36 protein-coding genes are annotated in these 24085 nt (G+C 42.8%); 31 read left to right on the plus strand and 5 right to left on the minus strand.

Annotated elements, in window-relative coordinates; all coding sequences use genetic code 11:
* Positions 1 to 5 precede the first annotated feature (5 nt).
* The 4 genes from DBT_RS07200 to DBT_RS07215 all read right to left on the minus strand — a co-directional run bounded on the left by DBT_RS07200 (position 6) and on the right by DBT_RS07215 (position 4759).
* Positions 6 to 1139: a glycosyltransferase family 4 protein gene (locus DBT_RS07200; RefSeq protein WP_083186697.1), complete on the minus strand. Its 1134-nt coding sequence runs from the start codon at positions 1137 to 1139 to the stop codon at positions 6 to 8.
* Positions 1136 to 2161, minus strand: a complete 1026-nt coding sequence (locus tag DBT_RS07205) for a glycosyltransferase family 9 protein (protein WP_067618423.1) — start codon at positions 2159 to 2161, stop codon at positions 1136 to 1138. The genes DBT_RS07200 and DBT_RS07205 overlap by 4 nt, the downstream gene beginning before the upstream one ends.
* A 293-nt stretch (positions 2162 to 2454) precedes the next feature.
* On the minus strand, positions 2455 to 4170 hold the full coding sequence (locus DBT_RS07210; RefSeq protein WP_067618426.1) for an ABC transporter ATP-binding protein: 1716 nt from the start codon (positions 4168 to 4170) through the stop codon (positions 2455 to 2457).
* A gap of 7 nt (positions 4171 to 4177) precedes the next feature.
* Complete coding sequence (locus DBT_RS07215; protein ID WP_067618429.1) at positions 4178 to 4759, minus strand: D-glycero-alpha-D-manno-heptose-1,7-bisphosphate 7-phosphatase; 582 nt, start codon at positions 4757 to 4759, stop codon at positions 4178 to 4180.
* A gap of 76 nt (positions 4760 to 4835) precedes the next feature.
* Between DBT_RS07215 and DBT_RS07220 the strand changes: the two genes are divergently transcribed.
* The 9 genes from DBT_RS07220 (at position 4836) to DBT_RS07260 (ending at position 12177) form a co-directional block, all read left to right on the plus strand.
* On the plus strand, positions 4836 to 5036 hold the full coding sequence (locus tag DBT_RS07220; protein ID WP_067618432.1) for a Trm112 family protein: 201 nt from the start codon (positions 4836 to 4838) through the stop codon (positions 5034 to 5036).
* A complete protein-coding gene (rfaE1, locus tag DBT_RS07225) occupies positions 5002 to 6018 on the plus strand; it encodes a D-glycero-beta-D-manno-heptose-7-phosphate kinase (protein ID WP_067618435.1) in 1017 nt (338 codons plus the stop codon). The genes DBT_RS07220 and rfaE1 overlap by 35 nt, the downstream gene beginning before the upstream one ends.
* Positions 6011 to 6547, plus strand: a complete 537-nt coding sequence (locus DBT_RS07230) for a DUF4416 family protein (protein ID WP_067618438.1) — start codon at positions 6011 to 6013, stop codon at positions 6545 to 6547. Before rfaE1 ends, DBT_RS07230 begins: the two co-directional genes overlap by 8 nt.
* Before the next feature lie 159 nt (positions 6548 to 6706).
* A complete protein-coding gene (locus DBT_RS07235) occupies positions 6707 to 7588 on the plus strand; it encodes a YicC/YloC family endoribonuclease (protein WP_067618439.1) in 882 nt (293 codons plus the stop codon).
* Between the two features lie 55 nt (positions 7589 to 7643).
* Positions 7644 to 7928: a DUF370 domain-containing protein gene (locus DBT_RS07240; protein ID WP_067618442.1), complete on the plus strand. Its 285-nt coding sequence runs from the start codon at positions 7644 to 7646 to the stop codon at positions 7926 to 7928.
* A gap of 8 nt (positions 7929 to 7936) precedes the next feature.
* A complete protein-coding gene (gmk, locus tag DBT_RS07245; protein ID WP_067618445.1) occupies positions 7937 to 8533 on the plus strand; it encodes a guanylate kinase in 597 nt (198 codons plus the stop codon).
* Positions 8533 to 9315 (plus strand): 23S rRNA (guanosine(2251)-2'-O)-methyltransferase RlmB, encoded by a 783-nt coding sequence (gene rlmB, locus DBT_RS07250; protein ID WP_067618447.1) that lies wholly within the window; start codon positions 8533 to 8535, stop codon positions 9313 to 9315. Before gmk ends, rlmB begins: the two co-directional genes overlap by 1 nt.
* Positions 9272 to 10600 carry a 3-deoxy-D-manno-octulosonic acid transferase gene (locus DBT_RS07255; RefSeq protein ID WP_067618450.1) on the plus strand — a complete coding sequence of 443 codons (1329 nt, stop codon included), beginning with the start codon at positions 9272 to 9274 and terminating at the stop codon, positions 10598 to 10600. The genes rlmB and DBT_RS07255 overlap by 44 nt, the downstream gene beginning before the upstream one ends.
* A gap of 20 nt (positions 10601 to 10620) precedes the next feature.
* Positions 10621 to 12177, plus strand: a complete 1557-nt coding sequence (locus tag DBT_RS07260; protein WP_067618453.1) for a PAS domain-containing hybrid sensor histidine kinase/response regulator — start codon at positions 10621 to 10623, stop codon at positions 12175 to 12177.
* Positions 12178 to 12195: 18 nt separating this feature from the next.
* Here the strand turns inward: DBT_RS07260 and DBT_RS07265 are convergent, their stop codons facing one another.
* On the minus strand, positions 12196 to 12966 hold the full coding sequence (locus tag DBT_RS07265) for a type III pantothenate kinase (RefSeq protein ID WP_067618456.1): 771 nt from the start codon (positions 12964 to 12966) through the stop codon (positions 12196 to 12198).
* Between the two features lie 653 nt (positions 12967 to 13619).
* Here DBT_RS07265 and rpsL point away from each other — a divergent pair.
* From rpsL to rpsE, 22 genes are read left to right on the plus strand one after another with little or no spacing between them, the layout of a single operon-like run.
* Positions 13620 to 13991 (plus strand): 30S ribosomal protein S12, encoded by a 372-nt coding sequence (gene rpsL / locus DBT_RS07270; protein WP_067618459.1) that lies wholly within the window; start codon positions 13620 to 13622, stop codon positions 13989 to 13991.
* Between the two features lie 19 nt (positions 13992 to 14010).
* Complete coding sequence (rpsG, locus tag DBT_RS07275) at positions 14011 to 14481, plus strand: 30S ribosomal protein S7 (protein WP_067618462.1); 471 nt, start codon at positions 14011 to 14013, stop codon at positions 14479 to 14481.
* 20 nt (positions 14482 to 14501) lie between these two features.
* Positions 14502 to 15692, plus strand: coding sequence for an elongation factor Tu (gene tuf, locus DBT_RS07280; protein WP_067618340.1), 1191 nt, complete (start codon positions 14502 to 14504; stop codon positions 15690 to 15692).
* Positions 15693 to 15725: 33 nt separating this feature from the next.
* A complete protein-coding gene (rpsJ, locus tag DBT_RS07285; protein ID WP_067618760.1) occupies positions 15726 to 16034 on the plus strand; it encodes a 30S ribosomal protein S10 in 309 nt (102 codons plus the stop codon).
* A gap of 11 nt (positions 16035 to 16045) precedes the next feature.
* Positions 16046 to 16675, plus strand: a complete 630-nt coding sequence (gene rplC, locus DBT_RS07290; RefSeq protein WP_067618465.1) for a 50S ribosomal protein L3 — start codon at positions 16046 to 16048, stop codon at positions 16673 to 16675.
* Between the two features lie 15 nt (positions 16676 to 16690).
* The gene (gene rplD, locus DBT_RS07295) at positions 16691 to 17314 is read left to right on the plus strand and encodes a 50S ribosomal protein L4 (RefSeq protein ID WP_067618467.1); all 624 of its coding nucleotides are present in this window, start codon (positions 16691 to 16693) and stop codon (positions 17312 to 17314) included.
* On the plus strand, positions 17311 to 17601 hold the full coding sequence (rplW, locus tag DBT_RS07300) for a 50S ribosomal protein L23 (RefSeq protein ID WP_067618470.1): 291 nt from the start codon (positions 17311 to 17313) through the stop codon (positions 17599 to 17601). Before rplD ends, rplW begins: the two co-directional genes overlap by 4 nt.
* Positions 17601 to 18425, plus strand: a complete 825-nt coding sequence (gene rplB, locus DBT_RS07305) for a 50S ribosomal protein L2 (RefSeq protein ID WP_067618473.1) — start codon at positions 17601 to 17603, stop codon at positions 18423 to 18425. The genes rplW and rplB overlap by 1 nt, the downstream gene beginning before the upstream one ends.
* Before the next feature lie 16 nt (positions 18426 to 18441).
* Complete coding sequence (rpsS, locus tag DBT_RS07310) at positions 18442 to 18723, plus strand: 30S ribosomal protein S19 (protein ID WP_067618476.1); 282 nt, start codon at positions 18442 to 18444, stop codon at positions 18721 to 18723.
* Positions 18724 to 18737: 14 nt separating this feature from the next.
* Complete coding sequence (gene rplV / locus DBT_RS07315; RefSeq protein WP_067618479.1) at positions 18738 to 19070, plus strand: 50S ribosomal protein L22; 333 nt, start codon at positions 18738 to 18740, stop codon at positions 19068 to 19070.
* A 23-nt stretch (positions 19071 to 19093) separates the two neighbouring features.
* A complete protein-coding gene (gene rpsC / locus DBT_RS07320; protein WP_067618482.1) occupies positions 19094 to 19756 on the plus strand; it encodes a 30S ribosomal protein S3 in 663 nt (220 codons plus the stop codon).
* A gap of 23 nt (positions 19757 to 19779) precedes the next feature.
* Complete coding sequence (rplP, locus tag DBT_RS07325) at positions 19780 to 20196, plus strand: 50S ribosomal protein L16 (RefSeq protein WP_067618485.1); 417 nt, start codon at positions 19780 to 19782, stop codon at positions 20194 to 20196.
* Complete coding sequence (rpmC, locus tag DBT_RS07330; RefSeq protein WP_067618488.1) at positions 20193 to 20393, plus strand: 50S ribosomal protein L29; 201 nt, start codon at positions 20193 to 20195, stop codon at positions 20391 to 20393. The genes rplP and rpmC overlap by 4 nt, the downstream gene beginning before the upstream one ends.
* A 42-nt stretch (positions 20394 to 20435) precedes the next feature.
* The gene (gene rpsQ, locus DBT_RS07335; RefSeq protein ID WP_067618491.1) at positions 20436 to 20696 is read left to right on the plus strand and encodes a 30S ribosomal protein S17; all 261 of its coding nucleotides are present in this window, start codon (positions 20436 to 20438) and stop codon (positions 20694 to 20696) included.
* 12 nt (positions 20697 to 20708) lie between these two features.
* Entirely contained in the window at positions 20709 to 21077 is a 369-nt protein-coding gene (rplN, locus tag DBT_RS07340) for a 50S ribosomal protein L14 (protein ID WP_067618494.1), read from the plus strand.
* Positions 21078 to 21094: 17 nt separating this feature from the next.
* Positions 21095 to 21424: a 50S ribosomal protein L24 gene (rplX, locus tag DBT_RS07345; protein ID WP_067618497.1), complete on the plus strand. Its 330-nt coding sequence runs from the start codon at positions 21095 to 21097 to the stop codon at positions 21422 to 21424.
* Positions 21425 to 21448: 24 nt separating this feature from the next.
* Positions 21449 to 21988: a 50S ribosomal protein L5 gene (rplE, locus tag DBT_RS07350; protein ID WP_067618499.1), complete on the plus strand. Its 540-nt coding sequence runs from the start codon at positions 21449 to 21451 to the stop codon at positions 21986 to 21988.
* 15 nt (positions 21989 to 22003) lie between these two features.
* Positions 22004 to 22189, plus strand: a complete 186-nt coding sequence (locus tag DBT_RS07355) for a type Z 30S ribosomal protein S14 (RefSeq protein ID WP_067618502.1) — start codon at positions 22004 to 22006, stop codon at positions 22187 to 22189.
* A gap of 24 nt (positions 22190 to 22213) precedes the next feature.
* Positions 22214 to 22609, plus strand: a complete 396-nt coding sequence (rpsH, locus tag DBT_RS07360; protein ID WP_067618504.1) for a 30S ribosomal protein S8 — start codon at positions 22214 to 22216, stop codon at positions 22607 to 22609.
* A gap of 17 nt (positions 22610 to 22626) precedes the next feature.
* Positions 22627 to 23172, plus strand: coding sequence for a 50S ribosomal protein L6 (gene rplF / locus DBT_RS07365; protein WP_067618507.1), 546 nt, complete (start codon positions 22627 to 22629; stop codon positions 23170 to 23172).
* 4 nt (positions 23173 to 23176) lie between these two features.
* A complete protein-coding gene (gene rplR, locus DBT_RS07370; protein WP_067618511.1) occupies positions 23177 to 23548 on the plus strand; it encodes a 50S ribosomal protein L18 in 372 nt (123 codons plus the stop codon).
* A gap of 10 nt (positions 23549 to 23558) precedes the next feature.
* Positions 23559 to 24074, plus strand: a complete 516-nt coding sequence (gene rpsE / locus DBT_RS07375) for a 30S ribosomal protein S5 (protein ID WP_067618513.1) — start codon at positions 23559 to 23561, stop codon at positions 24072 to 24074.
* Positions 24075 to 24085: the final 11 nt, after the last annotated feature.

Here is a 24085-nt window from a genome sequence, read left to right on the forward strand (position 1 = left end):
CAATATTAAGAATACACGACTTTATATAAATTTACATATGCATCTACCATCTTTTCAATTGAAAATGTTTCATGTATCTTTTTAAAGGCATTGTTTACTATGGATTTTTTAAGGTCGGCATTTTGGTCATTCAATAAAATAAGGAGCTTATCTTGGATGTCCTTTGACATATTGGACCTTTTTATTAATAGTGCAGTTTTTTTATCCTCTACAATATCACTGAGCCCCCCTGTATTCGTTGCCACTACTGGTACCCTACAAGCCATTGCCTGAAGCACCGAAACTCCTAATCCCTCCATGAGAGCAGGATGGACCAGACAATCGAGACAGGGAAAAATGCGGTGCATATCCTTTCTAAATCCTGCAAATATACAGTTGTCGTAGACTCCATGTCTTTGGGAAAGACGCTTAATCTCCTGTTCAAGGGGGCCTTGTCCAAAGAAAATGAATTTGGTATTGGGGGCCTTTCTTAAAATATTGGGAATTGCCTCAATTACATAACTATGCCCTTTCCTTGGAATAAACTGCGCCACCATGCCAACGGTCTTCTGAGAGGGATGAATACCAAATTCCTTTAAAAACCAGTTTCTTTCGCAATGTGGCCTATAAATACTGGTGTCTACAGCACTTGGAATTAGCATAAGCCTTTCTTCATCAATTCCATACGCCTTTAGGATATTAAAAATCGCTCTTGAAATTGCGACGACCTTTTCAGCCCTTCTATACTTCAATCTTGCAAGGCTGCCTAGTTCTGGATTGTCCACCCTCCGGGTAATGATATAGGGGGTATTGGTTATGACCCCAGCCAGGACGCCCCATAGATCTGCTCCACGTCTGCTGTGGATATGGATAATAGGTCTTGTTTCCTTCTTGATTTTTTTTACTAGGTATATGATCCTAAAAAGGAGCCTTGGGTCGAGTTCTCCTGAAAATTCTGTAGGGCTACACTTTATGCCCTCATCCATTGCACGCTTAAGGATTTCGCTTCCCAATGGGGCAATTAGGGTGTTTTTTATGCCTTTCCCCTTTAGATTCCTTATAAGATAGAGGACCTGGAGAGCGCCGCCGTAAAAGTTTTTTCCAGTCTCAATGTGAAGGACGTGTAGGGGAACGGATGCCATGTGATGGGTTAGCTTCAAATGATTCCCTCCACTGTCTTCAACACCATGTTAACCGTAATATCAGACATACATGGAAACGCTTGGTTGCAGGTAGGACTTCTTTTGCAGGGCGAGCACTCCCTTTTGACATATAATACCTTGGTCTTGGGCCATTTGGTATATAGATATGGTCTAGTTGCACCAAAGAGCGCTACAGTAGGGCGCTTGAATGCTGTTCCCATATGAGTTAAGCCAGTATCTACTCCGATGACCAATTTTGCCATAGAGACAATGGCAGCGCTTTCAACAAGATTTGTCTTGCCAGAGAGGTTATAGATGAGATTTCCTGTCCCATTTGAGATCGCATCACCTTTTTGCTTGTCACCTCTGCCTCCGAGTATTACTGAGGGGATCCCGTAATGTTTTGCAAGCTTCATTCCAAGTGATTTCCACCTGTCATCTATCCAATGTTTTTGTGGTCTTGTAGTAAAGGGTGCGAATACGAAAAAAGGTCCTTTAATTCCATGGGCATCTATTATGGACTTTGCCCTTTCTTTAGATACATTGGGGACCACGAGAAATGGGAGGGGGTCTTCTACCTTAATTCCCAGTTCCTTTAACATATATAGATATTCAGAACTCATTTCGAGATTCTGAGGCCCTTTAGATATGACCTTTGTCATAAAAAATCTACCAGGCTCCTTTGAGTCAAAGCCAATTCGCTCCTTTGCCCTTGAGAGATAGGCGAGGAATCTGCTTCGAAAAAGACCTTGGAGGTCAAGGCAGAGGTCGTATTGGTGTCTTGAAAGGTTTTTTTTAAAGGACATTATTTCACTACAGAGGCGAATCAGGTGAAATTCCTTGATCTGTCTATTCCAAAGGGCTTTGTTCCATGGGATGAGGGAATCTACATAGGGATTATCCCTTAAAAGATCAATTAGAGCAGGGTTTATGAGCCAGTGGATTTCGGCACCTTTATATCCATTCTTGAGGGCCTTGAGTACTGGGGAGGCCATGACCACATCTCCAATAGAACTGGGGCGTATAATGAGAATTCGCATGAGTTAAAAACAAACCTCTCTACAGTTTAGTTATTCCTAAATCCTGCAATTGGCGAGTTTGCCCAAGATTCGAGGCGCGAGGGGCGAAGGCGTACTTTGGTACGTCGAGCTCCGAGCAACAAAGAAGATTGGGCAAACTCGCCACTCCCGAAGGGTGGCAAAAGGGGGCAAAACCAAAATGGGTTCCATATTCACTTAAACAGTGAAGATTAAAGCTATGGTTTTTGGCAAGCAACTGGCTGATATAATGCTTAAAAAACAATTTTGCCCCCTTTTGCCGTGCAGGATTTAGGTTATTGTTCCCACTGCCTGTAAAGGTCTCTATAGAGTGAACTCTTTGAAATTAGCTCCTTATGTGAACCAATATCCACGATTTTTCCATTGTCCATTACTGCAATAAGATCTGCATCCTGTATGGTGCTGAGTCTGTGTGCAATTGTAATAGTGGTCCTTCCTTTTTTGGCAATCTTGAGGGCCTCTTGAACTCCTTGTTCAGATAAGGTGTCAAGGGCACTTGTTGCCTCATCCAATATGAGAAGAGGGGGATCTTTTAGGAGGGCCCTAGCAATAGCGATTCTCTGGCGTTGTCCTCCTGAGAGATTCAATCCCCTTTCATCAAGGACGGTATCATAGCCCTGGGGAAGATTCTTTATAAAATCGTGTGCTTGAGCCATACGAGCCGCCTCTTCTATCTCTTTATCTGTGGCATCACTTCTCCCATAGGCAATATTTTCCCTGATTGTGTCTCCAAAAAGGACTATATCCTGGGTAACAAGGCCTATTAATCTCCTGAGGCTCTTTGTATCCAAGTCTTTGAGATCCAAATCATCCCATAGGATTTGGCCTGTTGTTGGATCGAAAAAACGCGGGATCAGATCCACAAGAGTGCTCTTACCTGCACCACTTGGTCCCACTATAGCAAATGTCTTACCCTTAGGGATGAAGAGATTGATACCATTTAAGACCAACTCGTTGGTACCTGGATATGAAAATGTTACATTTTTAAAGGTTATTCCTTTTTTTAAGGGTGCAGCCACTATATCCCCGCTGTCTTCAGGCTTTAATGCCAAAAAGTCTTCTATTCTCTCCAATACTCCAACAGACTCCTGGAATGTTCCATAGGATTTCCCTAGCTTTTTCAAAGGAGCAAAGGCCATGACAATTGCCGTCAGAACAGAAAAAAAGTCACCAGAGGTCATTTTCCCCTTTACCACCAGGTAGCCTCCGTAGCCAATAATGATGCTCACGGCCACCCCAGAGAGTAGTTCGGTTAAAAATTTTGTCCCTTCTTTTATCCTTATGAGTCTGGCATTTTGATGGTAGTGAACTTGACTCGCGGTTTTGAATTGTTTTGTCTTTATTAGTTCGAGAGTAAATATCTTGATAACTTTTATTCCCTGAATTGCTTCATTCATCCGATGTGTGAGTAGAGCCGTGGCTTGTTGTACATCTTTTCTCTTATTTTTCAGAAACTGGCTCATATGCTTGGTGACTATTGCAATTATAGGGAGCATGACAAAGCTTAAGAGTGTGAGGTCCCACTTTCGGTATATGGCTACGCCCATGAGCACAATGAGAGAAGGTATCTGGACTAGAAAGGTTTTGAAGCTATCTGAAAGTATTTTGCTCAATAGCCCTATATCCGACATTACTCTTGAAATCATCTCGCCAGATGACCATTTTTGTACAGTGGAGAAGGGAAGATCCATAATGGTTTCAAAACATCGCACTCTCATATCACGGATGAGCTTGAATCCGGAGGTCTGCATGTAATAGGCTTGGAGAAGGGAACCTAGTCCCCTAAGGATGTAAAGTCCTAAGATCCCAAAAGGAAGTATCCATAAGAGTTCGTAACGTTTTTCCACAAATATGTAATCCATGGCTGGCTTTACGAGCCATGCAATAGCCCCATTTACCCCTGATACAATGAGACTAAAGAAGATGGCAATTAAGACCCTCTTGGAATACGGACGAATTATGCTCCAGAGTTTTTCTATTTCTTTTGCCATTATTCGCTCAAAAACACCATGTCGAAGTCAATATCCATCGAGTTGCCTCAACTATTGATGGAAATATCTTTATAGATTTATAAGTTGGGACAGTTAAAATCCTTTCTTTAAAATCTTTTCCTTTACCAGTGAGTACCAGTATGGGGGTAAGTCCTGCCCTCAATCCCGCTTCAATATCCCGTAGATTATCTCCAATTAAAAAAGACCTTTCAAGGTCAATGTCCATGTCTTGTGATGCTTGGTATATAAGGCCTGGCTCAGGCTTTCGACAGGAACAAATTTTTTTATATTGGGGCGATCCTATATCTGGATGGTGTGGGCAATAATAAAATGCGTCAATATGTGCTCCTAAATGCCTTAGATCATCGTTAATCGCCTGATGCACCCTTTGTAAAAGACTTTCATCTAAAAGGCCCCGTGCAATACCTGATTGGTTCGTAACAATAACGACTTGGTAACCTGCTTCATTAAGGGCCTTTATGGATTCTTTTGCTCCTTTTATCCAAGTGATATCACGTAGATCTGAAAGATAGTTTACATCTTCGATGATTGTGCCGTCACGATCTAAAAAAACTGCATTTTTACCCATGATTTTTGGCCTTTCTTTTTAATCCAGGCTGGTTTAAGATTCCTTTGAAACTTTTGTCTCAAGGAGTATGGATAATATGGCAGTGAGCCAAGCCCTACTTGATATACTCGTGTGTCCAAAATGTAAAGGGGAATTAAAGATCACAAAAAAACAAGATGGGTTGATTTGTAACACGTGTTCATTAGTATATCCGATAAAAGATGACATCCCAGTTATGTTAATCGACGAGGCAATGACTTTGGATGATTATTCAAGGGACCAATCTAAAGCCAACTGATATTTCAAAAGATCGTCTTTTTCACGCAATCTATGGATTTAGTGATGCAAAAATCTTTGTGATTGGTGATTGCATGTTGGATCATTATATCTGGGGAGACTCAGACAGGATTTCTCCAGAAGCTCCAGTCCCAGTGGTGAGCGTGGAAAAAGAAGAATTTCACCTCGGTGGTGCTGCAAATGTGGCACAAAATATATCTGCGCTTTCTGGGAAGGTCGATCTTTCAGGCATTGTGGGAAAAGATGGACCTGCTGCAGAGTTTAAAGAATTACTACGCAATCTTGAAATCTCTTGGCATGGCATTGTAGATAGTGAGCGCCCTACAACCCAAAAGATGAGAGTCATTGCACGTGGCCAGCAGCTCATACGGGTTGATAGAGAGGATACCACACGTGTCTCAGCAGAGCATATTGATATGCTCTGCACTCTCATTCATGAGAATTTAAGGGATTCTTCGTGTATTGTGATCTCAGACTATGCCAAAGGGGTTGTATGTAAGGGTCTTATGGATTTTTTGGTTTCTGAATCAAAAAAATATCATATCCCTATAATTGTCGATCCCAAACCTCAAAATGTAATGATTTATAATGGGGTTGACGTAATCACCCCAAATAAAAAAGAAGCTCTTTCTATGGCCCAGATATTCGAAGAAAAAATATCCCTGGACGTATTGATGAAGAAATTGAGAGACGAGGTCCAGGTCGGTGCTGTTTTGGTCACCCTTGGAGAAAAAGGTATGGCAGTCTTTGAAAGCGGAGATGTCCCGTATCACATCCCCACAATGGCAAGGGAAGTCTTCGATGTCACAGGAGCAGGAGATACAGTAATAGCTACTTTAGCCCTTGGGATGTCTATGGGGTTAAATCTTCTAGAAGCTAGTTTCTTAGCCAATATCGCAGGCGGTATTGTAGTGGGAAAGGTAGGTACGGCAACTCTTTCCCAGGAAGAATTGCTTCAGGGGGTTGAAAAGGCATTTGAGTGAGTTAAGAGAGCCATTTCCTGGAAAGCTTGTGATGAGTATCTTTGCAAAGACTGTCGAGCTTCTTGAAGAGGCCTGTACCCTTTGTACTGATCTATGGGGGGAGATCGAGCAGGCTTCCAGTGTGCTTCCTTTTAATCAAACTGACTATTATAGGCCTGAATTCGGGACTGATCTGGTTCGACGTTTTTATAGCTTTAAAAAGCTCGTACCTCAGAATTACTTGAAAAACGTGAAACTTGGTGTACATAAGTTAGAATATCAAAACTCTGTAGACGGTAGACGTAAATTTAATATTGATCCAGGTATATTGACCTTAGAGAGGTTGATTCTTGCAACGGGAAAGAATTACACACACAGGATTTATCTTGGGGAAGGTGTGTTTGCAGATCTGACCTTAATTTTTAAGCAGGGGAGTTTTAGGGCGCTTCAGTGGACCTATCCAGATTACGCTTCCCCTGAATCCATTGAATTTTGGAACGGTGTAAGGCAATCATACCTAAATGAATTGAAAGAAAGGGGGTACCTCTAGTTGCTTCGAAGCATGACCACCTTTCTTAAAAAGTTTTGAGTTTTGAGTGTTGAGTTTTGAGTTGAAGGAACAAACTTATAAAAGTTTTGGGTTTTGAGTGTTGAGTTGAAAGTGGCACGACGGGGTTTACTGAATGTTTACGAAAGGAGGTACTTCTAGTTGCTTAGAAGCATGACCACCTTTGCGAGAATTGAGAAGGTGGAAGAATCTTTTGCTGTTAAAATGGAATTTCGTTCGGTTAATCACAGGTATCTGGACGTACATATTAGGATGCCACGGTGGATGACCCCAATTGAGGAAAAAATCAGGCAAAAGGTGAGTGAGGTCCATGAAAGAGGAAAGGTGGACCTAATTATCTCATTGGAAGGAAAAAGTGTTTTTAGGCCGTGCTTTAAGGCAGACACAGGGGCAGTGGATGCATACCTTAAGGCCGTCGATGATATAAAAAATCATAGCGGATTAAAGGGAGAATTAAGTATAGTTGATTTGCTCATGCTTTTCAGGGATGCAATTACTCAAGAACAAGAAGATATTGACATTGATTTGATTTGGGGCTTCATTTCACCTGAGCTTGACAGGCTCTTGGATGCAGCTAGGAGGCAATCAGAAGCAGAGGGATCGAGCCTTGAAACTGATCTCAGAAAACGCATAGAGACTGTGAAAAGCCTTATAAATAGCGTTGAGAAACGGAAAAAAGAGGTATTTTCTGTCCAAAAAGAGGCTTTGAGGCAGAGGATTGCTGCTATTTTAGAAGATACTCCCATAATTGAAGATAGGCTTTTACATGAATTTGCCGTTTTGGCAGATCGACTGGATATTACAGAAGAATTAGTCAGAGCCAAGAGTCACTGTAAACGTTTTTTAGAACTCATGGATGAAAAGGGTGCTGTTGGAAGACGTCTTGACTTCCTGCTCCAGGAACTGTTTCGCGAGATCAATACAATTTCATCCAAAGCCCAGGATGCGCAGATTTCTCAAATGGTTGTAGAGGCCAAAGGAGAATTGGAAAAGCTTAGGGAACAGGTTCAAAATATAATTTGACCTCATATTATTCACTTCAAATGACAAATAAAAAAGAACGAAAAGGAGATCTATTATGGCATGTAAATGTAAGATATTAAACATCGGATTTGGAAATAGTGTTGTTGCAGATAGGGTCGTGGCCATTGTACAGCCATCATCAGCACCTATGAAGCGTATACGCGAAGAGGCCAAGGTAAACAATAGGCTTATTGATGCAACTCAGGGGCGTAGGACAAGGTCCATCATAGTGACCGATAGTAATCATGTTATTCTATCTGCTATTCAGGCAGAGACTATAGCAAATAGGCTTTCTGCAGATCTGCTCACTAAAATTGAAGAGAAAGATCCTCAGGATTAATTTTTGCTATGAAAGGAGAAGTTTTTGTAGTCTCAGCTCCATCAGGGGCTGGCAAGACCACAATTCTCAAAAGGGTTTTAAAAGAACTTAACAATGTGGCCTTCAGCGTCTCTCACACCACAAGGCCCCCCAGAGTCGGAGAAGTGGATGGAGTGGATTATCACTTCGTTTCCAAGGGGGAGTTTCAAAAGTTAATTGAAAAGGGCGCCTTTTTGGAATGGGCAAAAGTGCACTCTGACCTCTACGGTACGAGTAGATCTGCTGTGGAAAATGCCCTGGCTCAAGGGATTGATGTGATTTTAGACGTAGATGTTCAAGGTGCCAGATCAATAAGATCAAGTTATAACGGCGGAGTGTATGTATTTATTGCCCCACCATCTATGGAAGAGTTAAAAAGGCGTCTTGAAGGCAGAGGTACAGAGACTGAGGAATCTTTAGCGCTCAGGCTTGAGAATGCTAGAAGAGAACTAGAGGCCATGGATGAATACGATTTCATAATAGTAAATGATGAGTTGGATTTAGCTGTTTCTTACATGAAGGCCATAATAATGTCCAACAGATGTTGTAAAAAACGCGTACTACATCAGATAAAAAAATTTTTGTAATGGAAAAAGCCCAAAAGACACAGCATCTGGTAATTTGGGGATTTCACCCAGTAAGGGAGTTTGCATGCTCAAGACCTGATGCCTTAATTGAGGTAGGCCATATCCCAAAATTTGGGAGAAAAAAACGCGAACGGTCTTTGATAGATTTATTGCACAAAAAAGGTATTTCAGTCAGAGAAATTTCAAGGCTAGCTGAAATGGGAATTCCTTCGGGCACAGTTCATCAAGGAATTGCCGCAAAAGTTCAGCGAATTTGGGAACTCGATGAAGAAAGATGCCTAAATGATGTGATCAAAGCTCCACGCGAGCATCAAACTCCTATATTGGCATGTGATGAGATTACAGATCCCCAGAATTTTGGTGCAATTTTAAGAGGGGCGGTGGCTATGGGGGTTAATCTCATAGTCACTCAAAGGCGTGGATCTGCGCCTGTAACCGGGACTGTTGCAAAGGCCTCATCAGGGGCTATTGCCCTTTGTAATATTGTTTATTGTGAGAATCTCAGGCGCTTTTTGACAAAATGTAAGGAATATGGTTGGAAACTGGTGGGGTTAGCTCCAGAGGCAAAGCAATTTGTTTGGCAAGAGGACTTGAATCAGAAGGCAATATTGATTTTAGGATCTGAAGAAAAGGGTCTTAGAAAGACAATTCGCTCTCTTTGCGAAACGCTGGTTTCCATACCATTAGAGGGTTCAATTCAGTCCCTCAATGTATCACAGGCAAGCGGCATTGTACTTTATGAAGCACTGCGTCAAAAAAAGACAGGTTCCCCTGGGCCTTAAGGTATACAGGACCTTATCTAGCCTATTATATTATGCTTCATCACCAGTTATTAAGGGGCTTTCAAAGGTGGGTGATGAGGAAGACCTTTGGAGGCAAAGATTTTTTCTGAATAGGTCATTTGGAAACGAGATCTATGATTGCTGGCTTCACGCAGTTTCCGTAGGTGAAGTTGCAGTATGTGAGGTCCTGGTAGATTCTCTTTTGAGGATACGACCCGACTTAAAGCTCCTCGTTTCATCCACAACTCCTCAGGGGCTTATAAGGCTTAGGACTAGACTCAGCGAAAAGTGTTCGTTGATGGTATTTCCTTTAGACTTTCCCCAGGTAATAAGTAGGTTGTTGAGCCAGATAAAAACCACTGTTTATGGGGGAATAGAGACAGAACTTTGGCCCAATTTAATATTGGGGCTAAAAGAAAAGGGTACAAATTGCATACTCCTAAACGGACGCCTTTCAGAAAAGTCCTTTAAGGCCTATAAGAGGCTAGGGGGAATTTTTCGTCCGGTATTAAATAGTTTTTCAAAAATATGTGTAATTAATGAGACTTATAAAGATCGATTTGAAAAAATAGGTGCTTCTCATCAGTCTTTAATAGTCACTGGAAATGCAAAGTATGAAGGTCTCATTACTAAACCAGATCTAAACCGAAAGAAAATTATCAAAGACAGATTGGGACTTGGGCAAAAGGAGCTTGTATTTTGTGCTGGAAGTATCAGGGGAGGAGAGGAGGAGCCAATAATTGATGCAGGAGCGAGGGCAAAAAAGGAACATCCTCACCTTGTCTGCTTTATTGTCCCCAGACATCTTGATAGAATTCCTTGTGTATTGAAGGTGTTAGAAAAGAGAGGAATTGGATTTGATCTTTGGTCGCAATTGGAACTGGGGAAAAAGAGAAGCCATGATTGGATTGTAGTAGATGTTATTGGCCCTCTATATGATCTCTATGGTATAGCTGATTGTGCATTTGTTGGAGGTAGCCTTGTACCTAAGGGAGGGCAGAATCTTATGGAACCTGCCTCTTGGGGGTGTCCAGTAATATTTGGCCCTTCTACCTCCAACTTTGAGGAGGCAGCATCAATCTTGCAAAGAGAGGGTGGAGGTATTACTGTACGTGATTCAAATGAACTCTTTGAGGTAATTAATAGGCTTCTCAAGGATCCGGTCTTGAGACAGAATATAGGCAAAAAGGCTAGAGAGTCGCTTTTATCTATCTCAAAGGGTGCAGCCTCCTTTCAGGTCGAAATAATCTTAGAAGAATTGGACAAAGCCAATAAGGCTAAATAGCAAGAAAGGCTGAGGGAGACATGAAAGAAGCTTATTTTAAAGCCCTCGTAGAGGCCATGGAAGATTTAGTATATGTGTGTGGGAATGATTTCACAATAAAATATATGAATCCTTCCATGGTACGATACCTAGGACGCTCAGCAGTTGGAGAAAAGTGTCATGAGGCCTTTTTCCAAAAGGATGCCCCATGTTCATGGTGTAGACACAAAGAAGTTATATTGTCAAAAAAGATAGTTAGGCATGAGATAACCTGTCCTAACGACGATAAGATTTATGCGGTGATTTGTACACCTGTTCGTCTCGATGACAGAGAGGAAGAAGTTTCACTGACAATCCTCCATGATATTACTGAAATTAGATATGCTCAAAGAGAGCTTGAAGAGAGAAACGCCCAACTTCGACATGCTCAAAAGATGGAGGCCCTGGCCACGCTTGCAGCAGGAGTAGCCCATGACTTTAATAATATATTGGGAAGCATAGTCGGATATGCATCTCTTCTTAAAGGCGTATTGAAAGGGGAATCTGACTCTCAGTATGTAGATTTGATTGAACATGCTGCTAGGCGGGCATCAAAATTGGTTGAGCGCTTGATGGCATTTTCTGCAAAAGGATATAAGCAGAAAATAGAATTTGATCTGAATGACTGTGTAATAGGAGTTGTGGATATACTGAAGCAGGGAGTCAACAAAGGAATTGAATTGAAGTTAAATTTGACTCCAGGCCTACCTAAGCTTTTAGCCACCAGAGCAGATGTTGAACATGCGATAATGAATATTTGTTTGAATGCCGTTCAGGCTATTGAAGAGTTGAATCCAAATGAGCCGAAAGGTCTCGTCGAGATTAGAACATTCTTTATTAAAGAAAGAGAAATTCCACGAAATGCCACTAGGATACTACCTAAAAAAGGCCATGCTGACTACCTGGCGATAGAAGTGAAAGATACTGGCAAGGGTATTTCAGCAGAATATGGTTCAAAAATCTTTGAACCATTTTTTAGTACCAGGGACTCTTGTGAAGCTACTGGACTTGGTTTGTCAATGGTATATGGCATTTTAGAATCCCATGAAGGTCTTATAGGTTTGGAAAGCGAACCCAATAAAGGAAGCATCTTTACACTTTATTTTCCAGTCAAAGAGGAATCTAGCCTTGACCCAAGGGAGGATATAAGGCAGGAGCCAAAACAGACTTGTTATTTGAATACAAATTTGCCTGGGAAAATCCTAGTGGTTGATGATGAGGCAATGCTCCGTGATCTACTTGAAGAGGTCCTTGAGGCAAAGGGATATTCTGTTATTACTGCATCAAATGGCGCCGCAGCCGTGGAGATTTATAAGAAGAAAAAAGGGGAGATAGACCTTGTGATACTCGATATGTTAATGCCAGGTATGAGCGGACTTGAAACCTTTAGGTTGTTGAAAGAAGTAGATCAAAATATCAGAGTTGTAATTTCAAGCGGCTACGTGGACAAAAATAAAGTAATGCAGCTAAAGCGTGAAGGGGTTCTAGATTTTATAGCAAAGCCTTTTTCTGTCTCGGAACTTACTACAAAAGTCCAACGTTTTTTAAAGAGGAATTGACCAACTTCCAATAGGTATTCATGAGTTCATTAGACCAATATAGAATATTCCTTGAATAGTGAGATCTGGGACATATTCCTCAATAGTATTTGAATAGGGCAAAAGTAATGATGCTCCTCCACCTGTTGCAATAATCCTTGTTGGATAGGTGAGCTGCGAGGAGATTTCCTGAGAGAGTCTGTCTATCAACCCTGCAAATCCAAAGATCAACCCTGATTTTATGCATGAAACAGTATCTTTTCCTAAAGGCTCGCCAGAAAAATCAGTTAAGTCAATTGGTGGTAATTTACTGGCGTTCATAGAAAGAGCCTTTTGGGCGATCCAAAGGCCTGGGGCTATGGCACCACCAATAAAGACTCCATCCCTGGTAACACAATCAAAATTTATTGCTGTACCTATATCTACTACCAGGACATTTTGTCTATAGATTTTGAATGCGGCAACTGCATTGGCGAGTCTGTCTGCTCCAAGGGTTGCATTAGAGCCATAGTCAATAGAAATACCAGTGTTTAATTCTGATGAGATGAATATTGGAGTAATTCCAAGAAAGCCTTTTGAAAAATGTAAAAAAATGGCATCCTTTTCTGGAACCACTGAGGCAATGAATACCTGTTGAACTCCTTCTTCATCTTTTTTTTCAAGGATTCCCCAGTCTTTCAAAACGCTAAACAGATGATGGACCGAGGTCAATTCCCTAGTATTGATAAAAGTCTTTTTTTGTATTTGCCCTTTTTTGAACAAAGCTAGTTTAATTGTGGTATTTCCTGCGTTTATAATAAGACAATTCATGTTAATACTCCAATTTTACAGACATGTGTTAGAAAAAAGACGGCTCTAACAGATCTGGAATAGACAGAGATTACGAATAGCTGAATTCCATTATGAGGTGAGAAAAGATTAATTGGTTTACGCCTCCCATCCATGAAAATACCGCGTCTATAGAGACTGTGGTATAGGCTCATTAGGTCTGATTTATTTGAGGTATAATGGGACGGTGTTGAGAGAATGGAGGCTGACAGTTGATTATCGCTAGGGCAGTAGAGTATCTGGGGTGGTGTAGGGCTAAGATGGCCGAAGGAAGCTGACATGAGTGGTCCCAGAGGTAGAGGCAACAAACGAGATAGAAATGTATCCTGAAAATAGGCGCAGAGTCCAGCTGCCCAGTAGTAAACTGGCTGCTTATAGCCTGAAGAATTGACTCTGAAGGTAAAATCGAATAAATATGCCAAGGCGTGATACCTCATTTTTTGTAAAAAGAATATACATAAAAAAAAAAAAATGGAAAACTATGGCTCAAAGGACTTGACATCTTTCATCTTGTCCAGTATTAAAAGCGGGCTTTCAGCGTGGGATGACCAAAAATATTCCGATACTGAGTAACGAGAAAAGGTGTCGGAAAAGAATTTTTTGTTTTTAAAACCAGGAAGATACTGGAGTAGACAATGCCTACAATTAATCAGTTGGTAAGAAAAGGAAGACTCAAGATCAAGAAAAAGACCAAAAGTCCAGCATTGGAGTCATGCCCTCAGAAAAGGGGAGTGTGTACTCGTGTGTACACTACAACGCCTAAAAAGCCGAATTCTGCACTGAGGAAGGTGGCCAGGGTCCGCCTTACCAACGGAATCGAAGTTACATCGTATATTCCAGGGATAGGGCACAACCTCCAGGAGCACTCAGTAGTTTTGATACGTGGAGGTCGTGTTAAGGATCTTCCTGGTGTGAGATATCATATTATTAGGGGGACGCTTGATGCCTTGGGCGTCCAGGATAGGAAGAAGTCCCGTTCGAAGTATGGGACTAAGAGGCCAAAGTAAAGAAATAGGGGTTGGTTAAATGCCAAGAAGGAGAGAAGTCCCAAAAAGGCCAATAATGCCGGATCCAAAATACAACAGTGTGATTGTGGCAAAATTTATAAACGGCATTATGAGGAAGGGCAAAAAAAGTCTTGCCCGTAGGATTTTTTATAGTGCCATGGACATAATAGCTAAAAGGGCTAAGGAGGACCCGCTGAAGGTTTTTGAGAAGGCCCTGGAGAATGTGAAGCCAATAGTAGAGGTGCGATCTAGAAGGATAGGTGGAGCTACATATCAGGTGCCAGTCGAGGTTCGCCCAGAAAGAAGGCAGGCTCTGGCAATTAGGTGGCTTGTGGGCTACGCCAAGGCCAGGGGAGAGAAGTCTATGGCAGAAAGGCTGGCAGGTGAGCTTCTAGATGCCTATCATGAGAAGGGAGCGGCCTTCAAGAAGAAAGAAGATACCCATCGTATGGCTGAGGCGAATAAGGCCTTTGCGCATTACAGGTGGTAAGAGATCCTTAGGAGGGCAATATGAGCAAGCAGAAGTTTGAGCGTACGAAGCCACACGTAAACGTAGGTACCATCGGACACATCGACCACGGTAAGACTACACTTACAGCCGCCATAACAAGATATTTGGCAGAGAAGGGTGCTGCAGAGTTTATACCCTTTGATGAAATAGATAAGGCCCCTGAGGAAAGGGAAAGAGGAATTACTATTGCTACAGCACACGTTGAGTATGAGACTGACAAGCGTCACTATGCCCACGTGGATTGTCCGGGTCACGCAGACTATATCAAAAATATGATCACTGGTGCCGCACAGATGGACGGTGCCATATTGGTCGTGGGTGCAGATGACGGTCCAATGCCTCAGACCAGGGAGCACATCCTCCTTGCAAGGCAGGTTGGAGTCCCCGCTATCGTAGTGTTTTTGAATAAGTGCGATATGGTAGATGATGAAGAGCTTATTGAGCTCGTTGAGCTTGAGCTGAGGGAGCTTCTTTCTAAGTATGAATTCCCAGGAGACGAAATCCCAATCATCAAGGGTAGCGCACTAGAGGCATTGAACAATCCAAACGATCCAGAGAAGACCAAGTGTATCCAGGAGCTTTTGGATGCGCTTGATAGCTATATCCCAGAGCCTGAGCGCGACGTAGACAAGCCATTCTTGATGCCGATTGAGGACGTATTCAGCATCAGTGGACGTGGAACAGTTGTCACTGGTAGGGTAGAGCGCGGCGTAATAAAGGTTGGTGAAGAGGTAGAGATAGTAGGGCTTCGTCCGACCCAGAAGACAGTCTGTACTGGACTTGAGATGTTCCGTAAGCTTCTGGATGAGGGTCGCGCAGGAGACAACATTGGAGTCCTTCTCCGCGGTGTAAAGAGGGACGAGGTAGAGCGTGGTCAGGTAGTGGCAAAGCCTGGCAGTATCACACCTCATACCAAGTTTGAGGCTGAGGTATACGTACTCACCAAGGAAGAAGGTGGGCGTCATACTCCATTTTTCGCAGGGTATCGTCCTCAGTTCTACTTCAGGACAACAGATGTTACCGGTGTGGTTCAGTTGCCTGAGGGGGTTGAGATGGTGATGCCCGGTGACAACGTGAAGTTCACAGTGGAGCTTATACAGCCAATAGCAATGGAGGAAGGGCTACGCTTTGCAGTGCGCGAAGGTGGAAGGACCGTTGGTGCCGGCGTAGTTACCAAGATTCTTGAGTAATCTTAAAAGTAAGAGAGGAAGCTCGGGATGATGATCCCAACTCAAAAAATAAGAATTAGACTTAAGGCATATGACCATAAGCAGCTGGATCAATCAGTAGGCGAAATAGTGGATACAGCAAAAAGGACTGGTGCAAGGGTAGCCGGTCCAATTCCACTGCCTACAAAGATAAGTAGATACACTGTGTTGAGGTCTCCGCATATTGATAAAAAATCAAGAGAACAGTTCGAAATGAGGGTTCATAAGAGATTAGTAGATATCTTAGAACCCACGCAGCAAACTATTGATGCTCTAATGAAGCTTGAACTATCTGCTGGAGTTGATGTGGAGATTAAGTTGTAGGGGCAAGAATCATGGCAAAGATAAATGGAATGATAGGGCGAAAAATTGGAATGACCCAACTGTTTGATTCCTTTGGCCAGGCAGTGGCTGTCACGGTGCTTGAGGTCGGCCCGTGCACGGTACTGCAGAAGAAGACCTCTGAACGAGAGGGCTATAATGCATTGCAGCTAGGGTATCTGAAAAAACCGATAAAAAGGCTGAATATGCCGGAAAGGGGTCATGTACAGAAAGCAGGCCTTTCCCATGGATTCGCAGTTATTAAAGAGGTTAAAGTAGACAATCCCGATGAGTTCGAACTGGGCCAGGAACTAACTTTAGAGGATCTGGATATTAGAGAGATTATAGACATTGTTGGAACAACAAAAGGGAAAGGTTTTCAAGGGACAGTAAAGAGACACGGCTTTTCCCGTGGTAGAATGGGGCATGGTTCTAAACACCACAGAGAAATGGGATCAATAGGACAGAGTGCCTTTCCTTCAAGGATAATTAAGGGTAAGAGGATGCCAGGAAGGATGGGCGGTAAAAGGATAACCATTAAAGACTGTATGGTGGTAGATGTCAGGCCAGAGGAAAATATTGTCCTAGTAAAGGGACCTGTCCCAGGTGCCAAGAATCAACCTATATTAATACGTTGCAAATAGAGGAGAATGGCCAAAATGCCCACCCTTGATGTATATAATTCAAATAAAGAAAAGGTCGGACAGATTGAGGTAAGCGACACTGTTTTCGGTGTAGAGGTAAAAAGTGGTTTAATACAAGAGGTGGTGCGCTGGCAGATGGCCAGGAGGCGTCAGGGCACGGCATGCACCAAAAACAGATCAGAAGTTAGCGGAAGTGGTAGAAAACCATTTCGTCAGAAAGGAACTGGCCGTGCGAGAGCGGGTAGTAATACATCACCTCTGTGGAAGAGGGGTGGTACTGTATTCGGACCAAAGCCAAGGGACTACAGTTATTCCCTTCCTAAGAAGGTGAGGAAGCTGGGATTAAGGATGGCTCTCAGTGGAAAGGTCAAAGATTCAAAGTTGTGGGTCCTGAGAGATTTTGGGCTTGAACAAATTAAGACTAAAGAAGTAGTGAGCATTTTGAAAAGATTTGGGATAGAAAAGGCAGTAATTATTACGTCAGGCTCTGATGAGAAACTGGAAAAATCAGCAAGAAACATCCCTTATGTTAAGGTGTTGAGGCATGAGGGATTAAATGTATACGATTTGGTACGGTATTCAGACGTACTAATCCATGAACCTGCAATGGAGTTGATCGAAAAGAGGCTTCAATCATGAAAAGTGTTTACACAATACTAAAAAAGCCAAGGATTACAGAAAAGGCCACCTTTCAAAAGGAATTAGCAAATCAGGTGGTCTTTGAGGTTGATCCAACTGCAAATAAAATTGAAATAAAGGAAGCAGTTGAGAAGATTTTTAAGGTTAGGGTTAAATCAGTAAATACTGTCAATGTGAAGGGTAAACCCAAAAGAGTTGGTAGGCACTTTGGAAGGCGTTCATCATATAAAAAAGCAATAGTGACCCTGTATGAGGGTGAGACTATAGAGTTTATTGAGGGTGTGTGATGCCAATTATCAAATATAAACCAACAACTCCATCAAGACGCTTCATGACCTTTTTGAGGGACCCGGAGATTACTAAAAAGGAGCCGGAGAAGTCCCTTATTGAGCCGTTAAAGAAAACGGGGGGAAGGAATAATCTCGGACGTGTAACCTGTAGGCACCGTGGTGGTGGACATAAAAGAAAGTATAGGATCATAGATTTTAAGCGTAATAAGGTTGGGGTGCCAGCAAAGGTAACTGCAATTGAATATGATCCAAATCGTTCAGCCAGAATTGCCCTGCTCCAGTACGCTGATGGGGAGAAGCGATACATTTTGGCACCACTGGGTCTGGCAGTTGGAGACCAGGTAATTTCGGACGAATTTACTGACGTAAAACCGGGCAATTGCATGCCATTAAAAAATATTCCGCTTGGTACTCTAGTACACAATGTAGAGATGCGACCTGGCAAAGGCGGGCAGGTAGTACGTTCAGCAGGAGCGGCAGCTCAGGTTGTTGCAAAAGAAGGCAAATATGTACAGTTAAGGCTACCTAGCGGCGAAGTGAGGATGTTCCTGGAAACATGTAGGGCTACTATTGGTCAGGTCGGAAACCTAGATCATGAAAATGTTACAATCGGTAAAGCTGGTAGAACCAGATGGCTGGGACGTAGGCCCAAGGTAAGGGGTGTTGCAATGAACCCAGTTGATCACCCCATGGGTGGTGGTGAAGGAAAGTCTTCTGGTGGACGCCATCCCTGTAGTCCATGGGGCTGGCCCACTAAGGGATATAAGACTAGGAAAGCTAATAAGCCGAGTGATAAATTTATAGTCAGAAGAAGGAAATAGGTAAGGAGATAAAGCAGTGCCACGCTCTCTGAAAAAGGGACCTTTTATAGACGACCATCTGTTAAAAAAGGTTTTAAAAGCAAGAGAAACAAATGACAAAAAGGTCATTAAGACCTGGTCTAGGAGGTCCACCATCATTCCAGAGATGGTCGGACTAACATTTGCCGTACACAACGGCAGGAAGTTTATACCTGTGTTTGTAACAGAGAACATGGTTGGACATAAGCTGGGTGAATTTGCACCAACGCGTACGTTTTACGGCCACGCTGGTGACAAGAAATCTAAGGTGAAGAAATAGACGGAGTTCAAGTAATGGAAGCAAAGGCAATAGCTCGAAATATTAGGATTTCACCTCAGAAGGCTCGACTAGTTGCAGACTGTGTACGCGGTAAGCCAGTAGATGAGGCGCTCAATACACTATCGTCACTACCTAAAAAGGGTGCGCGTATTATAAAGAAGGTACTGGAGAGCGCACTAGCAAATGCTGATCAGAATCCAAATATAGACGTGGATTCCCTGTACATTAAGAGGATATATGTGGATAAAGGCCCAATATTAAAGAGGTGGAAGCCACGCGCTATGGGAAGGGCCTACGGCATCAGACATAGGTTGTCTCATATTACCATTGTACTTGATGAGGCATAAACAGCGTATTAGAGGAGGATATCTTGGGCCAGAAGGTAAATCCAAAAGGATTAAGATTAGGAATTACGAGGACTTGGGACTCCAGGTGGTATGCGGAGCAGGATTTTCCCAAATTAGTCTTTGAAGACGCCCGCATCCGTCGATACATTAAGGATAGAGTTTACCATGCTGGAGTATCAAAAATCGAGATTGAAAGGGCAGCCCAGCGTATCAGAGTCATTATACATGCTGCACGGCCTGGAATTATTATAGGAAAGAAGGGTGTAGAAATAGACGCCCTTAAAAAGGGTCTGGAAAAGCTTATCAAGAAAACGGTCCTTCTAGATATTATTGAAGTTAGGAGACCAGAGACTGATGCCCAATTAGTGGCTGAAAATGTCGCAAGCCAACTAGAAAGGCGAATTTCCTTCAGGCGTGCAATGAAGAGAGCAGTAGGGCTCGCACAGAAGTTTGGCGCACAAGGTATAAAAATTATGACAGCTGGGCGACTAGGTGGTGCTGAAATGGCTAGACGCGAATGGTACCTACACGGACGAGTCCCCTTGCACACTCTTAGGGCCGATATTGATTATGGTTTTGCAGAGGCAAAAACAACATATGGCGTTATTGGTGTAAAGGTTTGGATCTTCAAAGGAGAAGTTTTTTCCGATAGTGAAATAGGAGACGCGGCTGCAACATCAATATGATAAAATGGGAGAATAGTTAAGATATGCTTAGCCCAAAGAAAATAAAATATCGTAAACATCAAAAAGGCAGAATTAGAGGCGTCGCGACAAGGGGTAATCAGCTCGCCTTTGGTGATTACGGCTTAAAGGCCTTAGGCTGTGGTAGGATTACAGCTCAGCAGATCGAGGCAGCTCGTATTGCTATTACCCGTCACGTCAAGAGACGTGGCAAGATTTGGATCAGAATTTTTCCAGATAAACCTGTTACTAAGAAGCCAGCTGAGACGAGGATGGGAAGCGGAAAGGGAAATGTCGAATTCTGGGTCGCACCAGTAAAAGCTGGTCGTATTTTATATGAAATGGAAGGTGTAAGTGAGGAAGTAGCCCTTGAGGCCCTTAGACTTGCACAGTATAAGCTTCCAATTCCCACAAAGATAGTTAAGAGGAGTGATTATCTATGAAATCGGCTGAGGAACTTAGGGAATTATCTGTTGAGGAACTAGAAAAAGAGGCTGAGGGGCTCAGACAGGAACTATTTAATTTAAAGTTCCAACATGCGACTCATCAGCTTGAGAACGTAATGCGGATTCGGCATGTGAGAAGGCAGATTGCTAGAGTGCTAACGATCATAAATGAGAAACGCTCCGGACAAAAATAATATCTAAATAAATTGAGTCAAATAGTGCTTTGAGGTGCATATATGAGTGACAAAAAGGGACTAAGGAGAGTTTTGACAGGCACTGTAACCAGCGACAAAATGGACAACACTGTAGTAGTTACTGTAATTCGCCGGTTCAGACATCCTATATACGGTAAGTTCGTTCAACGGAGAAAGAAATACATGGCACATGATGCCGGGAATCAGTGCAAAATCGGCGATAGAGTTGCGATTGAAGAATCCCGACCCATGAGTAAAAGGAAACGTTGGGTCGTTCAAAAAATATTAGAACGGGCTATGTAGCGGAGTTGAAAGATGATTCAACAGGAAACAATTTTAAATGTCGCAGACAACTCAGGAGCAAAAAAAGTTTGTTGTATAAAGGTCCTAGGAGGCACTAGGCGACGCTATGCCAGAATTGGGGATGTTATTGTGGTATCTGTGAAGGAAGCAATGCCCAATTCAAAGGTAAAAAAGGGCGATGTGGCTAGGGCTGTGATTGTCAGGACCAAAAAGGAACAGGCACGCCCAGACGGGTCCAGAATTAGATTTGATGAGAATGCAGCTGTTATAATCAATCAATACGGAGAGCCTGTAGGAACACGTATTTTTGGTCCAGTAGCAAGAGAACTAAGGGCCAAGAGATTCATGAAGATAATATCTTTAGCTCCAGAGGTTCTTTAAGGAGACGGAGATATAAAATGCTCAAGTATAAGATCAGAAGAAACGATCGGGTAATGGTGATAGCTGGAAAAGACCGGGGGAAGGTTGGTAAGGTTAAGAAGGTTCTCCCCAGAAAGGCTAGGGCTATTGTCGAAGGCGTGAATATTATAAAAAAACACCAAAAGCCAACCCCTGGTAACCAAGGTGGAATAGTAGAAAAGGAAGCATCCATTCACATCTCAAATCTCATGTTAATTTGTCCAAAATGCACAGATCCCGTGAGGGTTGGCTACAAGGTTTTGGAAGACGGATCCAAGGTAAGAGTCTGTAAAAAGTGTGGGGAAGCTATACCTGTTGAAGAGAAGTAGTAAAAGAGTGGAGGCATCAAGGAAATGGTACTCTTAGAGCAAAAATATAAAGAGGAATGCATACCAGCCCTCATGGAACGTTATGGATACAAGAATCCGTTCCAGGTCCCTAGGATCGAAAAGGTTAGTCTCAATATGGGGCTTGGAGAGGCGATCCAAAATCCTAAATTATTGGATGCCGCAGTTGAGGAACTCACTCTAATTGCTGGACAACGGGCAGTAGTTACCAGGGCAAAGAAGTCCATTGCGGCATTCAAGGTCAGGGCAGGTATGCCTATTGGATGCAGAGTAACCCTTAGGAAACAACGCATGTGGGACTTCTTGACAAAGTTAATTCATCTTGCAATTCCGAGGGTCAGGGATTTTAGAGGGATCTCCAGAAAGGCCTTTGATGGGAAGGGCAATTATACTCTAGGAATTAAGGAACATATAATCTTTCCTGAAATCGACTATGATAAAGTTGACAAGGTTAAAGGTTTAAACTGTACCATCGTCACCACGGCCAAAACTGATGAAGAGGCTCTGGTCTTGTTAGAGACCTTGGGAATGCCCTTTAGAAAATAGTATAAGGAGGACAGCTTGGCTCGAAAGGCATTATATTACAAGGCATTAAGAGAACCTAAATTCAAGGTGCGTAAATACAATCGGTGCCCAATATGCGGCAGGCCAAGGGCATTTTTGAGAAAATTTGGCATTTGTAGAATATGTTTCAGAACTATGGCCTCAAAGGGACTTATCCCTGGGGTCACCAAAGCAAGCTGGTAAAAAGAAAGGATTAGGAGTTGGTCCATGTCATTGACTGACACAATAGCAGATATGCTCACCAGAATAAGAAATGCCTGTATGGCTAGGCACGAGAAGGTAGATATTCCAGCTTCCAAGATGAAGATTGGAATCGCCAAGCTCATGAAGGAGCATGGCTACATTCAAAATTACAAACTCATCAAGGACGGAAAGCAGGGTATACTGAGAATCACCCTTAGATATCATGAGGGAAAGCCAGTCATTCTTGGCCTTGAACGAATTAGTAAGCCCGGTAGAAGGCAGTATAGGTCATCTAAAGACCTCCCAAAGATTCGAAATGGTTTTGGCATGGCCGTGATATCAACGTCAAAGGGCCTTATGACAGACGAGCAAGCGAGAAAGGCAGGCGTGGGAGGCGAAGTTGTCTGCGCTATTTGGTAGATATAGGAGTTGGTAATATGTCTCGAATAGGAAGAATGCCAATAAAAATACCATCAGGGGTTGAAGTCAGCCTGAAAGATAGGACGATTACAGTAAAGGGTCCTAAGGGTACATTAGAAAGGGATATACCCGATCCCATTGAAGTAGAAGTATCCAATGATGAGATCCTTTGCAAAAGGCCATCGGATGATCGTAGGATAAGGGCCCTACACGGACTTACCCGTGCTTTGATCAATAACATGGTAGTTGGGGTAAGTCAGGGATTTACGAAGGAACTGCTTGTCATTGGCGTTGGTTACAAGGTAGAGGAGAAGGGACAAAATCTAGTTTTTCATTTAGGATATTCTCATCCCATTGAATTTCCCTTGCCCAAGGGGATTAAGGCGACGGTGGAGCGTCAAAAAGAGATTAAGGTCCGTCTTGAGGGAACAGATAAGGAAGTTCTAGGGCTTGTTGCATCAAAGATCAGATCCCTCAGGCCACCTGAGCCATACAAGGGCAAAGGAATTCAGTATGTCGATGAAACCATAATTAGGAAAGCAGGAAAGGCTGGAGCGAAGTAATACTATGAAGGCGTTGAAAAAAAAGGTAAAAGCAAGACTTCGTAGGAAGATGAGAATAAGAAAAAGACTATCAGGTACTCCTGATAGGCCGAGGTTGGCAGTATTTAGGTCTGCCAAGCACATATATGCACAGATCATAGATGACACCAAGGGTGTTACAATCGTCTCGGCTAGTTCACTCAGTCCAGAGATCAGGGATAGGCTTGGTGAATGCAAAGGAAAAAAAGAGGTCGCTAAACTCGTAGGTGAACTGATTGCTAAGCGAGCCTTAGAAAAAGACGTAAAAAAGGTAGCTTTTGATAGAGGCGGCTACAAATACCATGGTAGAGTTAAAGCTCTGGCAGACGGAGCTAGGGAAACAGGACTCGAATTTTAAGGGGTGAAAAATGGCCTTTGATGATTTAAGAGAAGGGCAGGAAATTCAATACATTGAGAAAATTGTTTTCATAAATCGCGTCGCAAAGGTTGTTAAAGGTGGTCGACGCTTCAGCTTTAGTGCGCTGGCTGTAGTAGGTGATGGTAATGGGCGTGTTGGATATGGGCTCGGCAAAGCCAAAGAGGTACCGGAGGCCCTTAGAAAAGCTACTGACAAGGCAAAGAAGTCCATGATTCCAGTTCCATTGAGTGGTACTACAATACCGCACGAAGTAATTGGGCATTTTGGAGCTGGTAAAGTGTTGTTAAAGCCTGCTTCTCCAGGTACTGGAGTTATTGCTGGCGCCATTGTCAGGGCAATTATGGAGGCTTTGGGGGTAAAGGATATTCTCACTAAGTGTTTAGGTTCCAATAATCCACATAATGTAGTCAAGGCTACCTTTGATGCCCTGAATCAGATTGCAAAGACCATTGAAATGGCTAAGGTCAGGGGCAAGGATCTATCACATATTACGATTCCAGAATAAAAGAGGGAAAG

The sequence above is a fragment of the Dissulfuribacter thermophilus genome (assembly GCF_001687335.1).
GTDB lineage: Bacteria > Desulfobacterota > Dissulfuribacteria > Dissulfuribacterales > Dissulfuribacteraceae > Dissulfuribacter > Dissulfuribacter thermophilus.